Here is a 13,475-nt window from a genome sequence, read left to right on the forward strand (position 1 = left end):
GCTGCGCAATCGCCCCGCGGTGGGCGCCCGGGCCCCCGGGCGGGTGTGACGGAGGAGGCGGTGGCGCGAACGCGCCCGATGGGTATGCTCGCCGCCATGCCACCCACACCCGACGCCGCCCAGGCACCCTCCGTCGGGCCCGACCGAGGCCGCGCCGACGCCTGCCCCGGCGCGCTCCGACTGCATCCCGCCGAGGACGGGCACCTCGCCCGACTCCGGCTCCCCGGCGGGAAGTTGACGCACCGTCAGCTGCACGCGATCGCCGACGCCGCCGACGCCCTCGGCGACGGCGGCATCGAGATCACCTCCCGCGGCAACGCCCAGCTGCGCGGCCTCGGCGAGGCCTGCGCCGCCGACCTCGCCGAACGCCTGCGCACCGTCGGCCTGTTGCCCTCCGACACCCACGAACGCGTCCGCAACATCGTCGCCTCCCCGCTCGCCGGAATCGACGGACGCGGTGCGGGCGACGCCCGATTCGACGGCTGGGTGGGGGAGTTGGACGAGGCGCTGTGCGCCGCGCCGTGGGCCGCCCGGCTGTCCGGGAAGTTCCTGTTCGCCCTCGACGACGGCCGCGGCGACGTCGCCGCCCTCCAGGCCGATGTGACCTTGATCGCAGTCGGCGGCGGCCGCGCCCTGCTCCGCCTCGGCCGCGCCCGCCGTGCCACCGCCGTCGACGCACCCGTGCCCGCCGCCCTCGACGCCGCCCGCCGCTTCCTCGACCTCGCCGCCGGACGCGCCTGGCACCCCCGCGAGATCCAGTCCGAACTGCCCGAAGGCACCGTCCCGCTCCCCCCCTTCGCGGGCGAACAGCCCGCGCTGGGGCAGGTCGGCGACGGACTCTCGGTCGGACTGCGCTTCGGCCGCGCCACCAGCGCCCAGTGGCGGCTGCTCGCCGACGCCCTCCCCGCCGACCGCACCGCCCGGCTCACCCCCTGGCGCGGCGTCGTCCTGCCCGGCGCCGACCCCGCCCGGCTCCCGCACCTCGCCGACGCCGGGTTCCGCACCACCCCCGGCGGCCCCTGGGAGGGCGTCACCGCCTGCACCGGCCTGCCCGGCTGCGCCAAGTCCCTCGCCGACGTCCGCGCCCAGGCCACCCGCGCCCACACCGACGTCCCCGCCGAAGGACTGCCCGTCCACTGGTCCGGCTGCGCCCGCCGCTGCGGGCACCCCGCCGGACGCTGGGTCGACGTCCTGGCCACCGCGGCCGGACACCGCGTCACCGTCGACGGCACCGTCCGCGACACCGAAGAGAACCAGACGGCCGAGGCAGTCGCCGAAGCCCGCAACGCCCAATGGCGGAGGCCCAAATGATCGACTACGAGAAGGACGGCGCGGCCATCTACCGCCAGTCCTTCGCCACCATCCGGGCCGAGGCGAACCTCGCCCACCTGCCCGCCGACGTCGCCCGGGTCGCCGTCCGGATGATCCACGCCTGCGGCATGACCGACCTCGTCGACGACCTGCTCTGGTCGCCGAACGCGGTCGCCGACGCCCGCCGCGCCCTGCTCGCCGGAGCGCCGATCCTCTGCGACGTCAACATGGTCGCCAGCGGCGTGACCCGCAGGCGGCTGCCCGCCGACAACGAGGTGCTCTGCACCCTCACCGACCCCGCCGTCCCCGAACTCGCCCGTGCCATGGGCACCACCCGCAGCGCCGCCGCCATGGAGCTGTGGCTGCCCCGCCTGGAGGGCGCCGTCGTCGCCGTCGGCAACGCCCCCACCTCGCTGTTCCGCCTACTGGAGATGATCGAGGCCGGAGCCCCCCGCCCCGCCGCCGTCATCGGCGTCCCCGTCGGCTTCATCGGCGCCGCCGAGTCCAAGCAGGCCCTCGCCGACCACCCCTCCGCCCTGGAACACCTCGTCGTCCGGGGCCGCCGCGGCGGCAGCGCCATCGCCGCCGCAGCCATCAACGCGATTGCGAGCGAAGAAGAATGACGGACCGTCAGGAAACCGGCCGGCTGTACGGGGTCGGCGTCGGCCCCGGCGACCCGTCGCTGGTCACCGTGCGCGCCGCCGAACTCATCGGCAAGGCCGACGTCATCGCCTACCACTGCGCCCGGCACGGCCGCTCGCACGCCCGGGCCATCGCCGAACGCTACCTGACGGGCGGTCAGGTGGAAGAGCGGCTGATGTACCCCGTCACCGTGGAGACCACCGACCACCCCGGCGGCTACCGCGGCGCCCTCGACGACTTCTACCAGGAAGCCTCCGCCCGGCTCGCCGCCCACCTCGACGCCGGACGCGACGTCGTCGTCCTCGCCGAGGGCGACCCGCTGTTCTACGGCTCCTACCAGCACATGCACAAGCGGCTCGCGCACCGCTACCCGACCGAGGTCGTCCCCGGCGTCACCTCGATCAGCGCCGCCGCCGCCCGCCTCGGCACCCCCCTGGTCGAAGCCGAGGAAGTCCTCACGGTCATCCCCGGCACCCTCCCCGAGGAGGAGCTGGCCGCCCGGCTCGCTGCCACCGACTCCGCCGTCGTCATGAAGCTCGGCCGCACCTTCCCCGCGGTCCGCCGCGCCCTGGAACGGGCCGGCCGCCTCGACGACGCCCGGTACGTGGAGCGCGCCACCATGGAGGGCGAGCGCACCGGACGGCTGGCCGACGTCGACCCCGAGGGCGTCCCGTACTTCTCCGTCGCCGTGCTGCCCAGCAAGGTCGCCGCGCTCGACTCCCACGGGCAGCCCTACGCGACCGGCGTTCCGACGGCCGACGAGACCCCGGCCGACGCGGCCCCGGCCGTCGGTGAGGTCGTCGTGGTCGGCACCGGGCCCGCCGGGCCGCTGTGGCTCACCCCCGAGGCGCGCGGCGCCCTCGCGGGCGCCACCGACCTGGTCGGCTACACCACCTACCTGGACCGGGTCCCCGTCCGCGCCGGGCAGCTCCGGCACGGCTCCGACAACAAGGTCGAGGGCGTCCGGGCCGAGTTCGCCCTCGAACTGGCCCGCCGCGGCCGCCGGGTCGCCGTGGTCTCCTCCGGCGACCCGGGCGTCTTCGCGATGGCCACCGCCGTCCTCGAGGCCGCCTGCACCGACCCCTACCGGGACGTCCCGGTCCGCGTCCTGCCCGGCATGACCGCCGCGCACGCCGCCGCCTCCCGGATCGGGGCGCCGCTCGGCCACGACTACGCGGTCGTCTCGCTCTCCGACCGGCTCAAGCCCTGGGAGGTGATCGCCCGGCGGCTGCGCGCCGCCGCCGAGGCCGACCTGGTGCTCGCGCTCTACAACCCCGGATCCAGGTCCCGCACCACCCAGGTCGGTTCGGCCCGCGACCTGCTGCTGGAGTACCGCTCCCCGCAGACCCCCGTGGTGCTGGCCCGGGACGTCGGCGGCCCCACCGAACGCGTCCGCACCGTCGCGCTCGCCGAACTCGACCCGGCGGACGTCGACATGCGCACCCTGCTGCTGGTCGGCTCCACCCAGACCCGGTGGGTGCGGCGCGGCGGCGGCGCCGAAGTGGTCTGGACGCCGCGCCGCTACCCCGAGGCGTAGCGGGCGGATCGACGGTGCGTCAGCCCACCAGCCGCCTGACCCAGTCGGCCGCCCCGGCGACGTCCGGGGCGGTCCGCACCCCCGCCGGGGCGGCCGGGCGCTGCACCACGACCACGGGCAGGCCGAGTTCGCGGGCCGCCGTCAGCTTGGGCGCGGTCGCGGCGCTCCCGCTGTCCTTGGTCACCAGCACCTCGATCCGGTGCGCCCGCAGCAGCGCCCGCTCCCCGTCCAGGGTGAACGGGCCGCGCTCCAGCAGCACTTCGGTCGCGGCGGGCATCGGCGCCACCGGCGGCTCGACCGAACGCGCCAGGAAGACCAGCCCGTCCAGGTGCGCGAAGGCGGCGATGCCCTGGCGCCCGGTGGTCAGGAACACCCGGCGGCCGAGCGCGGGCAGCGCCTGCGCGGCCGCGGCCAGGCTCGGCACCGGGTGCCAGCGGTCGCCGTCCTGGGCCGCCCAGCTCGGGCGGCGCAGCGCCAGCAGCGGCGTGCCCGTCTCGGCGGCGGCCAGCGCCGCGTTGCGGCTGATCCGCTCCGCGAACGGGTGGGTGGCGTCCAGCAGCGCGTCCACCGCGTGGGCCCGCAGCCAGGCCGCCAGACCGGCCGGGCCGCCGAACCCGCCGACCCGGACCTCCCCCGCGGGCAGCCGCGGCCGCTCCACCCGCCCGGCCAGCGAACTGGTCACCCGCAGCGCCGGATCGGCCACCAGCACGTCCGCCAGCCGGCGGGCCTCACTGGTGCCACCGAGGATCAGGACGTGCATGCGGGACTCCCTGGGCCGGTGCGAGCAGGACACACCACCCTAACCGGGCACCCGGCGGGGCCGACGTGGGACGGTGGTGGCAGCGGGAACGGTGAGGAGACACGGCGGAATGAGGGGCGAGCGGTGAGCGGCGCGGCACAGGACGGCCCGGTGGGCGGCGGACGCAAGGGACAGCTGCGCAGCAGCGGACTGCGGCCCGGCTGGACGACGGGCGCGTGCGCCACGGCCGCGACCAAGGCGGCGTACACCGCGCTGCTCGGCGGCGGCTTCCCCGACCCGGTGGTCATCACCCTGCCCAAGGGCGAGCGGCCCGCGTTCGCGCTGGCGGTGGAGGAACTCGCGCCCGGCCGGGCCAGCGCCGGGGTGGTCAAGGACGCGGGCGACGACCCCGACGTGACGCACGGCGCGCTGGTCCGCGCCACGGTGCGGCCGGGCCCGCCGGGCAGCGGCGTGGTGTTCCGGGCCGGACCGGGCGTGGGGACGGTCACCAAGCCCGGCCTGCCGCTGGCGGTCGGCGAACCGGCCGTCAACCCGGTGCCGCGGCAGCTGATGCGCGAGGCGGTCGCCGAAGTCGCCCGGGAGTTCGGCGCGTCCGGGGACGTGGAGGTGGAACTCTCCGTCGACCACGGCGAGGAGATCGCCCGGCACACCTGGAACCCGCGGCTGGGCATCCTCGGCGGCCTGTCCATCCTCGGCACGACCGGCATCGTCGTGCCCTACTCCTGCTCGGCCTGGATCGACTCCATCCGCCGCGGCATCGACGTGGCCCGCGCCGCCGGGCACACCCACGTCGCGGGCGCGACCGGCTCCACCTCCGAGAAGGTCGTGGTCGCCGAGTACGGCCTGCCCGAGGACGCCCTGCTCGACATGGGCGACTTCGCCGGAGCCGTCCTCAAGTACCTGCGCCGGCACCCCGTTCCGCGCCTCACCGTCTGCGGCGGCTTCGCCAAGCTCTCCAAGCTCGCCGCCGGCCACCTCGACCTGCACTCCGGCCGCTCCCAGGTCGACAAGGCCCAACTCGCCGCCCTGGCACGGGAAGGCGGCGCCACCGAGGAGCTGGCCGCCCGGGTCGCCGCCGCCAACACCGCCCTGGAGGCCGTGCAGTCGTGCACCGCGGCGGGCGTCCCCCTCGGCGACCTGGTCGCCGAACGGGCCCGCGCCACCGCCCTCGACGTGCTGCTCGGCGCCCCCGTCACCGTCGACGTGATCTGCATCGACCGCGCGGGCACGATCGTCGGCCGCGCCGCCCCGAAGGGCCCCTGACGGGACGGCCCGGGGCGGCGCGGGACGGTGCGGCGCGGGACGGCGCGGCGCGGTGGACGGCCGGAGGAGGCTCAGCCGGTGACGACGGCCTGCGCGTCGATCTCCACCAGCATCGGCTCCTGCGGGAGTTCGACGAAGACGGTGGTGCGGCAGGGCTTCACGCCGCCCGGGGCGATGTTCTCCTCGATGAACTGGGCGTACACCTCGTTCATCAGCGGGAAGTCGGCCCGCTTGGTCAGGTAGACGCGGAACATCACCACGTCCTCGATGCTCGCGCCGCCCGCCTCCACGATCGCCTTGACGTTCTCCAGCGTCCGCCGGGTCTGCGCCTTCACGTCGCCGTGGTACAGGTACTCGCCGGTCGCCGGGTCCTGCGGGCCCTGCCCGGACACCTGCAGGATCGGGCCCTTGCGCACGCCCTGCGAGAACATCCAGGCCGGGGCGGGGGCGCCGTCGGTGCGGACCTCGATCTTGTCGCTCATGTGTCTTGCTCCATAAGGTTGTTGACGACGGGTCAGTGAACGGTGCCGCGGGCCGGGAGGCCCGCGTCGGCGGAGATCGCCCTGGTGCAGGCGAGCAGTTGGGGGAGCAGTTCGAGCACCTGCTCGTACGGGAGGACCACGTCCGGCACCGATATCGACGCCGCGGCCACCACCCGGCCCGAGGCGTCCCGGATCGGCGCGGCCACGCAGTTGATGAACGCCTCGTGCTCGGCGTGGTCCTGCGCCCAGCCCTGCGCCGCGACCTGGTCGAGCTCGGCCAGCAGCGCCTTCGGACTGGTGATCGTGTTCGGGGTGTGCACGGTGAACTCGATCCCGTCCACCACCCGGCGGCGCTCGGCCGGCGACAGGTCGGCCAGCAGCACCTTGGCCACCGCCGTGTTGTGCAGCGCCGCCCGCAGCCCGATCCGCGAGTACATCCGCACCGGGTGCCGCGAGTCGTACTTGTCGATGTAGACCACCTCGCCGCCCTCGTACGCGGCCAGGTGCACGGTCTGGCCGGTCGCCGCGTTCAGCTCGGCGAGGTGCGGGGCGGCGGTGCGGCGGATGCCGCGCTGCTCCAGCGCGAGGCTGGACAGCGCGAACAGGCCCGCGCCGAGGTGGTAGCGGTACTGGGCGTCGCGGTGGACGAAGCGCTCCTCCTCCAGGCTCTGCAGCAGCCGCAGCACGGTGGTCTTGTGCACGCCGATCAGCTCGGCCAACTGGTCGAGGGAGCGCTCGCCCTCGCCGAGTTCGGCGAGCAGGCGCAGGGCGCGGGTGACGGTCTGGCTCATGGGGTGTCCCGAGGGTCTTCGAGGGTGCCGGGAGGGGTGGGTCGGTGGACGGGTCGGACGGGTCGGACGGGGCGGACGGGGCGGACGGGGCGGTTTCAGCGGACGGGGGCGGGCAGGGCGGGGGAGTCGATGCCGGACGCGGAGACCCGGGTCGCCGCCCAGGCTCGCTCGTCGGCGGCCAGCAGCGCGGCCACCGTCGCCGCGTCCGGCAGCGCGCCGTGGTCGGTGGGGGCGGTCAGCGCGCCCGCCGCCGCCAGGTGGCCCAGGCGCAGCCGGGAGCGCTGGTCGAGGCCGCGCAGGGTGCCCGCCAGGTAGCCCGCCGCGAACGCGTCGCCCGCGCCGGTCGGCTCCACCACCTCGACGTGCAGCGCCCGTTCGGCGACCGAGCCGCCGCCCTGGTCGAGCGCGGTGACCAGGTGCCCGGCGTCCTTGACCACCACGGTGGCCGGGGACGGGAAGCGCGCCCGCAGCGCCCGCGGGTCGCCGGTGCCGAACGCCTCCTCGGCCTCGTCCGCGCCCAGCAGCAGCACGTCCGCGGCGTCCAGCAGCTCCGGCAGCACCGCCGGGTCGCGCAGCCGCCACAGCGCCGGGCGCCAGTTCAGGTCGAAGGAGACCAGCCGGCCCGGACGGCGGCGGGCCAGCAGGGCGCGCACCAGGGCCAGGCAGTCGTCCGACAGCGCGGGCGTGATGCCGGTCAGGTGCAGCAGCGGCGCGGCGTCCAGCAGGGCCGCGGCCGCCGGGTCGTCCAGCAGTGCGGGGGAGAGCGCGGAGGCCGCCGAACCGGTGCGGTAGTAGTGCAGGCGGGAACGGCCCGGGCCCAGGTCGTGCGGCAGGCCGGAGCCGCCGGTCTCCTTCAGGTACACGCCGGTCGGACGGTGCGGGTCGACCGCGACGGCCGACACGTCCACCCCCGCCGCGGCCAGGTCGCCGGTCAGGCGGCGGCCGAAGCCGTCCGCGCCGACCCGGCTGATCCACGCCGTCGGCACGCCCAGCGCGGCCAGCGCCGCCGCCACGTTCGACTCGGCGCCCCCCACCGAGGGCCGGAACGCGCCGACGGCCTCGAACGGCCCCGGCCGGTCGGGCAGCAGCACCGCCATCGACTCGCCCAGGCACACTGCCCGGGCGGCGGCCGCACCGTCCCGGTCCGCGCCGCCTCGATCCGCCATCAAACCCGCTCCCTCACCCTCGGGCCCGCACCCCCGCCCCCACCGCCGACGGTCCGCGCGGCCCGGCGCTCGGCGGTGAGCCCCGTGCTGCGTGCCTGGTGGGAGGGGTGGACGGGCCGCGTCGCGGTCCGTTGACCGCCGTCCGGCGTGAATGCTAGAACCGTATCACCAACATGCGCAATACAGGTTGCACATGTTGCAACTTCCCAGCTCGCAAGTGGGCCTGGGTTTGATACGGAGGCAGGGCGATGGGCGAGAACAGCGGGACGAACGCAGCTGCGGAACGGGTGGACGGAACCGCCGGACGGGCGGGAACGGGCCCGCAGTACTTCGCCGACCCCGCCACCGGCCCCGGCATCGACACCGCCGCCGTCGCCGCCCTCGCCGACGAGACGCTCGACTTCCGCTTCAAGGCCGTCCCCGCCGACGCCTGGGGCCGCACCGTCCGCGACTGGCTCGCCACCCGCCCCACCCTCGACGACCTCGGCACCCCCCTGCTCACCCTCGACGCCGCCGCCCTCGACCACAACCTGCACACCATGGCCGCCTGGTGCCGCGACGCCGGAGTCCGCCTCGCCCCGCACGGCAAGACCACCATGGCCCCCGCCCTCTGGCAGGCCCAACTCGCCGCCGGGGCCCACGCCGTCACCCTCGCCAACCTCCCCCAGCTCCGGGTCGCCCGCGCCTTCGGCGTCCAACGCCTGCTCCTCGCCAACACCCTGCTCGACCCCGCCGGACTCGCCTGGATCGCCGCCGAACTCGACCGCGACCCCGACTTCGCCTTCACCTCCTGGGTCGACTCCACCGACAGCGTCCAGCGGATGGACGCCGCCCTGCGCGCCGCCGGAGCCCGCCGCCCCGTCGAGGTCCTGGTCGAACTCGGCGGCCCCGGCGGCCGCACCGGCGCCCGCGGCGTCCCCGCCGCCCTCGACGTCGCCGCCGCCGTCCTCGCCGCCCCCACCCTGCGCCTCGCCGGAGTCGGCGGCTACGAGGGCGCCCTCGCCCACGACGCCTCCGAGTCCGCCCTCGCCGCCGTCCGCGGCTACCTCGCCGACCTCGCCGACCTGCACCGCCGCCTCGCCGCCGACTACCCCACCCCCACCCCCGTCGTCACCGCGGGCGGCAGCGCCTACTTCGACACCGTCGCCCAGGAGCTGACCCCCCTCACCCGGCAGGTCCCCGGCACCACCGTCATCGTCCGGGCCGGCGCCTACCTCGCCCACGACGACGGCTTCTACCGCGGCATCTCCCCGCTCTCCCGCCGCCCCGACACCACCCCGCTGCGCTCCGCCATGCACGGCTGGGCCCGCGTCGTCTCCCACCCCGAACCCCGACTCGCCCTCCTCGACGCCGGCAAGCGCGACCTCCCGTTCGACGAAGGACTCCCCGAACCCCAACTCGTCCGCGGCGCAGGCCCCCTGACGGGAGCCACCGTCACCGCCCTCAACGACCAGCACGCCTTCCTGCGCGACGCCGGAGCCGCCGCCCCCGTCGGCGCCGTCCTGCGCCTCGGCCTCTCCCACCCCTGCACCGCCTTCGACAAGTGGAGCCTCATCCCCGTCCTCGACCACGCCGACGCCGAACACCCCCGCGTCGTCGACCTGGTCCGGACGTACTTCTGATGGCCGACCTCCTCCTGCGCGACGCCACCGTCGTCGACGGCACCGGCGCCGACCGCTACCGGGCCGACGTCACCGTCACCGACGGGCGCATCGAGCGGATCAGTCGCCTCGGCGGCAGCGGTGGCACCGACACGGCCCGGGGCAGCGGCGAACGCCTGACCGGACGCCGGGTCATCGACGCCGACGGACTGGTCCTCGCCCCCGGCTTCATCGACATGCACGCCCACTCCGACCTGCGACTGCTCCTCGAACCCGACCACCCCTCCCGGATCACCCAGGGCGTCACCCTCGAGGTCCTCGGCCAGGACGGCCTCTCCTACGCCCCCGCCGACGACACCACCCTCGCCGCGCTGCGCCGCCAACTCGCGGGCTGGAACGGCGATCCCGCCGACGAGGAGTTCGACTGGAACTGGCGCACCGTCGCCCAGTACCTCGACCGCCTCGACACCGGCACCGCCGTCAACGCCTGCTACCTCGTCCCGCACGGCTCCGTCCGGATGCTCGCCATGGGCTGGGCCAACCGTCCCCCCACCGGCGCCGAACTCGACCGGATGAAGCAGCTGTTGGACGAAGCACTGACCGACGGCGCGGTCGGCATGTCCACCGGCCTCAGCTACACCCCCGGCATGTACGCCGACACCGCCGAACTCGTCGAACTGTGCACCGTCGTCGCCGCCCGCGGCGGCTTCCACGCCCCGCACCAACGCTCCTACGGCGCGGGTGCGTTGGAGGGCTACGCCGAAATGGTCGAGATCTCCCGGCGCTCCGGCTGCCCGCTCCACCTCACCCACGCCACCATGAACTTCGGCGTCAACGAAGGCCGCGCCGGACAGTTCCTCGCCCTGGTCGACGCCGCACTCGCCGACGGCGTCGACATCACCCTCGACAGCTACCCCTACCTGCCCGGATCCACCACCCTGGCCGCCCTGCTGCCCAGTTGGTCCACCGAGGGCGGTCCCGAGGCCACCCTCGCCCGGCTCGCCGACCCCGCCGCCCGCGAGCGCATCCGCGCCGACGTCGAGGAACGCGGCAGCGACGGCTGCCACGGCGTCGTCACCGACTGGGACACCATCCAGGTCTCCGGCGTCCGGCACGGCGCCCTGTCCGCCGCCGTCGGCCGGAAGGTCTCCGAACTCGCCGCCGAACAGGGCCGATCCGGCACCGAGGTGTTCTTCGACCTGCTGCGCGCCGACCAGTTGGGCACCACGATCCTCCAGCACGTCGGCCACGAGGAGAACGTCCGCGCCATCATGCGGCACCCCGTGCACACCGTCGGCAGCGACGGACTCCTGGTCGGCGCCCGCCCGCACCCCCGCGCCTGGGGCACCTTCCCCCGCTACCTGGCCCACTACGGGCGCGAGTTGGGCGTCCTCACGCTCGAACAGGCCGTCGCCCGGATGACCGGCCGCCCCGCCCGCCGCCTCGGTCTCGACCGGCGCGGCCTCGTCCGCCCCGGCCACCACGCCGACCTGGTCCTGTTCGACCCGGAGACCGTCCGCGACACCGCCACCTTCGACCACCCCCGGCAGGCCGCCGAAGGCATCCGGCACGTCCTGGTCAACGGCGTCGCCGCCCTCGCCGACGGCAGGCCCACCGGCGAGCTCGCGGGCCGGGCCCTGCGCCGCCACGCCGACCGCAGGGTCCGGGCCGGAGCCCCGGCCCGGGGCTGACCTCCGGCGGGAGGCGCCCGCTCACCTCGAACCAGTGCACACCGAACAGGAGTTGGCAGGATGGGAACGGAAACCGGGACGGGAACGGAAACCGGGACGGGAACGGAAACCGGGACGGGAACGGAAACCGGGGCGGAAACGGGAACGGGAACCGGGGCGGGAACGGGGGCGGGGGGCCTGCGCGCGGCGCTGGCCCGGCAGCCGGTGATCGCCGTGGTGCGGGCCCCCGTGATCCCCGACGCGGTCGCGCTCTGCGAAGCCCTCGCCGAGGGCGGCATCGCCTGGACCGAACTCACCTTCACCACCCCGGACGTGACCCGCCACCTCGCCCGCGCCGCCGAAGCGGGCTGCCGGATCGGCGTCGGCACCGTCCTCACCGCCGACCAGGCCCGCGAGGGCATCGCCGCCGGAGCCGGGTTCCTGGTCACCCCCGGCCTGCGCCCCGCCGTTGCCGACACCGCCCGCGAGGCCGGAATCCCGGTCGTGATGGGCGCGTTGACGCCCAGCGAGGTCGCCGACGCCGTCGACCTCGGCGCCGCCGCGGTCAAGATCTTCCCCGCCAAGGCGTTCGGCCCCGGTTACTTCAAGGACCTCCACGGCCCCTACCCCGGCATCCCGCTGGTCGCCTCCGGCGGCGTCAACGCCGGAAACGCCAAGGCGTTCCTCGACCACGGCGCGCTCGCCGTCTGCGCCGGCACCGACGTCGTCCCGCCACGGGCCGTCGCGGACGGCGACTGGGCCGACATCACCCGCCGCGCGAAGGAGTTCACCGCCTCGCTCGCCCTGCGCGACTGAGCGCCGTTCCGCTCGGCGGGGCGGTTTCCCGCTCGGCCGGGCCGGCCCTCGCCGCCCCGGGCCCCTCCCGGGGCGGGGGTCAGTCGTGCTGGGGCACCGGCGCCGTGCGGTGTGCGGCGGCGAGGGCGAGGACCTGGTCGACGGACCAGTGGTCGGCCGCGTGGGTGCCGTAGTGGGCGGCGGCGATCCGGCCGTCGGAGCCGAGCAGGAAGTCGGCGGGCAGGCCGAGGCGCCCGCCGAGGGGGCGGGAGGCGGGCGGGCGTTCACGGCCGCGCAGGACCAGCGGGACGCTGCGGGCCAGGCCGCGGACGATCGAGGGCCAGACCCGGGGGTCGAGTAGCGCGCGGGCCCCGCGTTCGACCCCGTACGCGCGGTACAGCCGCTGCTCGGGGTCGGCGACCAGCGGGAAGGGCAACCCGTCGGCGTACGGGCGCAGTTCGTCGGCGGGCGAGTGGAAGACGGCCACCTCCCGCACTCCGGCCTCCCGCAGCTGCGGGTGGCGGACGGCGAAACCGCGCAGGTGCAGGTTGCAGATCGGACAGCCCGCGAAGCGGCGGAACTGCAGGTGGGTCAGGCCGTCCGCAGGCACCGGCGGCAGGGGCGTGCCGGAGGCGTCGGCGGCGGGGAGGGGCGGGGCGGTGGTGCCGGTCCGGAGTCGGGACACGTGGGCTCCTCGGAGGGTCCTCGTAGGTGTAGACCGTACGCCTAAACTGTAGGCGTATGGCGTACGCTGTCAACCCGTGCCCCGTCCACGCTCCCTGACCACGCACCAGATCGCCGCCGCCGCGCTCACCGTCATCGACCGCGACGGCCTGCCCGCGCTGTCCATGCGCACCGTCGCGGCCGAACTCGACCGCCGCACCATGGCGTTGTACCGCTACGTCGAGGACCGCGAGGAACTCGAGTGCCTGGTCGTCGACCTCGCCCTCGGCCCCGTCCTGGACCGCGCCGCTTCGGACCGCGCCGCTTCGGACCGCGCCGACCGGCCCGCTGCGGCGGCCGGGCCGCGCGCCCGGCTGCTCGTCCTGCTGGAGCTCATGCGCGAGGCCGTCGGCGCGCACCCCGGCGTCCTGCCGCTGGCCGTCCGGCACCACGGCGGCTGCCCGTCCGCGCTGCGCTGGCGCGAACGACTGCTGGAGGCGCTGGCCGAGGCCGGACTCGACGCGCCGCGCCGGGCGTCCGCGCTGCACGCGCTGGTGTCGTACGTGATCGGGGCGCTCGAACTCGAGCACCAGGCCGCCACCGCTCCCACCGTCGGCGCGTCCGTCCCGGAGACCTTCCCGCTGCTCGCCACCGCCCTGGCCACCCGCGCCGCCACCGACCCGGCCCTCGCCTTCACCGACGGCGCACGCACCGTCCTGGACGGCCTGGGCCTGGGCCCGGGCCCGGGCCTTTAGGCCGTCGGTCGGCGGCCCGGCGCCGGTCGGCGCACGGAT

At 75.9% G+C, this 13,475-nt stretch carries 13 protein-coding genes; 8 read left to right on the forward strand and 5 right to left on the reverse strand.

The genetic code is table 11. From position 1 onward, the window contains the following. Window positions 1–96: 96 nt before the first annotated feature. The 3 genes from QSK52_RS02680 to QSK52_RS02690 are packed head-to-tail and all read left to right on the forward strand — an operon-like array spanning window position 97 to window position 3,490. Window positions 97–1,311 carry a cobalamin biosynthesis protein CobG gene (locus tag QSK52_RS02680; protein ID WP_285733019.1) on the forward strand — a complete coding sequence of 405 codons (1,215 nt, stop codon included), beginning with the start codon at window positions 97–99 and terminating at the stop codon, window positions 1,309–1,311. Beyond that, on the forward strand, window positions 1,308–1,934 hold the full coding sequence (locus tag QSK52_RS02685; RefSeq protein WP_285733021.1) for a precorrin-8X methylmutase: 627 nt from the start codon (window positions 1,308–1,310) through the stop codon (window positions 1,932–1,934). Before QSK52_RS02680 ends, QSK52_RS02685 begins: the two co-directional genes overlap by 4 nt. Continuing rightward, a complete protein-coding gene (locus QSK52_RS02690) occupies window positions 1,931–3,490 on the forward strand; it encodes a precorrin-2 C(20)-methyltransferase (RefSeq protein WP_285733023.1) in 1,560 nt (519 codons plus the stop codon). The genes QSK52_RS02685 and QSK52_RS02690 overlap by 4 nt, the downstream gene beginning before the upstream one ends. A gap of 19 nt (window positions 3,491–3,509) precedes the next feature. Here QSK52_RS02690 and QSK52_RS02695 read toward each other — a convergent pair whose 3' ends face one another. Then, window positions 3,510–4,250, reverse strand: a complete 741-nt coding sequence (locus tag QSK52_RS02695) for a cobalt-precorrin-6A reductase (protein ID WP_285733025.1) — start codon at window positions 4,248–4,250, stop codon at window positions 3,510–3,512. Between the two features lie 123 nt (window positions 4,251–4,373). On the opposite strand from QSK52_RS02695, the gene QSK52_RS02700 reads away from it, so the two are divergent. Beyond that, on the forward strand, window positions 4,374–5,513 hold the full coding sequence (locus QSK52_RS02700; RefSeq protein ID WP_285733027.1) for a cobalt-precorrin-5B (C(1))-methyltransferase: 1,140 nt from the start codon (window positions 4,374–4,376) through the stop codon (window positions 5,511–5,513). A 71-nt stretch (window positions 5,514–5,584) separates the two neighbouring features. Here the strand turns inward: QSK52_RS02700 and QSK52_RS02705 are convergent, their stop codons facing one another. The 3 genes from QSK52_RS02705 to QSK52_RS02715 form a co-directional block, all read right to left on the reverse strand. Continuing rightward, complete coding sequence (locus QSK52_RS02705; protein ID WP_285733029.1) at window positions 5,585–5,995, reverse strand: RidA family protein; 411 nt, start codon at window positions 5,993–5,995, stop codon at window positions 5,585–5,587. A 32-nt stretch (window positions 5,996–6,027) separates the two neighbouring features. Continuing rightward, window positions 6,028–6,786: an IclR family transcriptional regulator gene (locus QSK52_RS02710; RefSeq protein WP_285733033.1), complete on the reverse strand. Its 759-nt coding sequence runs from the start codon at window positions 6,784–6,786 to the stop codon at window positions 6,028–6,030. Window positions 6,787–6,881: 95 nt separating this feature from the next. Beyond that, on the reverse strand, window positions 6,882–7,952 hold the full coding sequence (locus QSK52_RS02715) for a sugar kinase (protein WP_285733036.1): 1,071 nt from the start codon (window positions 7,950–7,952) through the stop codon (window positions 6,882–6,884). Window positions 7,953–8,200: 248 nt separating this feature from the next. Here QSK52_RS02715 and QSK52_RS02720 point away from each other — a divergent pair, with 248 nt between their 5' ends. The 3 genes from QSK52_RS02720 to QSK52_RS02730 all read left to right on the forward strand — a co-directional run bounded on the left by QSK52_RS02720 (window position 8,201) and on the right by QSK52_RS02730 (window position 12,039). After that, on the forward strand, window positions 8,201–9,574 hold the full coding sequence (locus tag QSK52_RS02720; protein ID WP_285733038.1) for an alanine racemase: 1,374 nt from the start codon (window positions 8,201–8,203) through the stop codon (window positions 9,572–9,574). Then, on the forward strand, window positions 9,574–11,244 hold the full coding sequence (locus tag QSK52_RS02725) for an N-acyl-D-amino-acid deacylase family protein (RefSeq protein ID WP_285733039.1): 1,671 nt from the start codon (window positions 9,574–9,576) through the stop codon (window positions 11,242–11,244). The genes QSK52_RS02720 and QSK52_RS02725 overlap by 1 nt, the downstream gene beginning before the upstream one ends. A 189-nt stretch (window positions 11,245–11,433) precedes the next feature. After that, window positions 11,434–12,039, forward strand: a complete 606-nt coding sequence (locus QSK52_RS02730; protein ID WP_285733438.1) for a bifunctional 4-hydroxy-2-oxoglutarate aldolase/2-dehydro-3-deoxy-phosphogluconate aldolase — start codon at window positions 11,434–11,436, stop codon at window positions 12,037–12,039. 79 nt (window positions 12,040–12,118) lie between these two features. On the opposite strand, the gene QSK52_RS02735 is transcribed toward QSK52_RS02730, so the two are convergent. Next, window positions 12,119–12,703 carry a peroxiredoxin-like family protein gene (locus tag QSK52_RS02735; protein ID WP_352230256.1) on the reverse strand — a complete coding sequence of 195 codons (585 nt, stop codon included), beginning with the start codon at window positions 12,701–12,703 and terminating at the stop codon, window positions 12,119–12,121. A gap of 76 nt (window positions 12,704–12,779) precedes the next feature. Here QSK52_RS02735 and QSK52_RS02740 point away from each other — a divergent pair, with 76 nt between their 5' ends. Continuing rightward, on the forward strand, window positions 12,780–13,436 hold the full coding sequence (locus QSK52_RS02740) for a TetR/AcrR family transcriptional regulator (protein WP_285733041.1): 657 nt from the start codon (window positions 12,780–12,782) through the stop codon (window positions 13,434–13,436). The last annotated feature ends 39 nt before the right edge of the window (window positions 13,437–13,475 follow it).

The sequence above is a fragment of the Kitasatospora phosalacinea genome, from assembly GCF_030268885.1.
In the GTDB taxonomy this organism is placed as follows: Bacteria; Actinomycetota; Actinomycetes; order Streptomycetales; family Streptomycetaceae; genus Kitasatospora; species Kitasatospora phosalacinea_C.

Excerpts from the sequence above, each read along its gene's own strand:
- QSK52_RS02715 (WP_285733036.1), bottom strand. The coding sequence starts at position 7,952 with ATGGCGGATCGAGGCGGCGCGGACCGGGACGGTGCGGCCGCCGCCCGG.
- QSK52_RS02710 (WP_285733033.1), bottom strand. The coding sequence starts at position 6,786 with ATGAGCCAGACCGTCACCCGCGCCCTGCGCCTGCTCGCCGAACTCGGC.
- QSK52_RS02695 (WP_285733025.1), bottom strand. The coding sequence starts at position 4,250 with ATGCACGTCCTGATCCTCGGTGGCACCAGTGAGGCCCGCCGGCTGGCG.
- QSK52_RS02680 (WP_285733019.1), top strand. The coding sequence starts at position 97 with ATGCCACCCACACCCGACGCCGCCCAGGCACCCTCCGTCGGGCCCGAC.
- QSK52_RS02705 (WP_285733029.1), bottom strand. The coding sequence starts at position 5,995 with ATGAGCGACAAGATCGAGGTCCGCACCGACGGCGCCCCCGCCCCGGCC.
- QSK52_RS02720 (WP_285733038.1), top strand. The coding sequence starts at position 8,201 with ATGGGCGAGAACAGCGGGACGAACGCAGCTGCGGAACGGGTGGACGGA.
- QSK52_RS02725 (WP_285733039.1), top strand. The coding sequence starts at position 9,574 with ATGGCCGACCTCCTCCTGCGCGACGCCACCGTCGTCGACGGCACCGGC.
- QSK52_RS02685 (WP_285733021.1), top strand. The coding sequence starts at position 1,308 with ATGATCGACTACGAGAAGGACGGCGCGGCCATCTACCGCCAGTCCTTC.
- QSK52_RS02690 (WP_285733023.1), top strand. The coding sequence starts at position 1,931 with ATGACGGACCGTCAGGAAACCGGCCGGCTGTACGGGGTCGGCGTCGGC.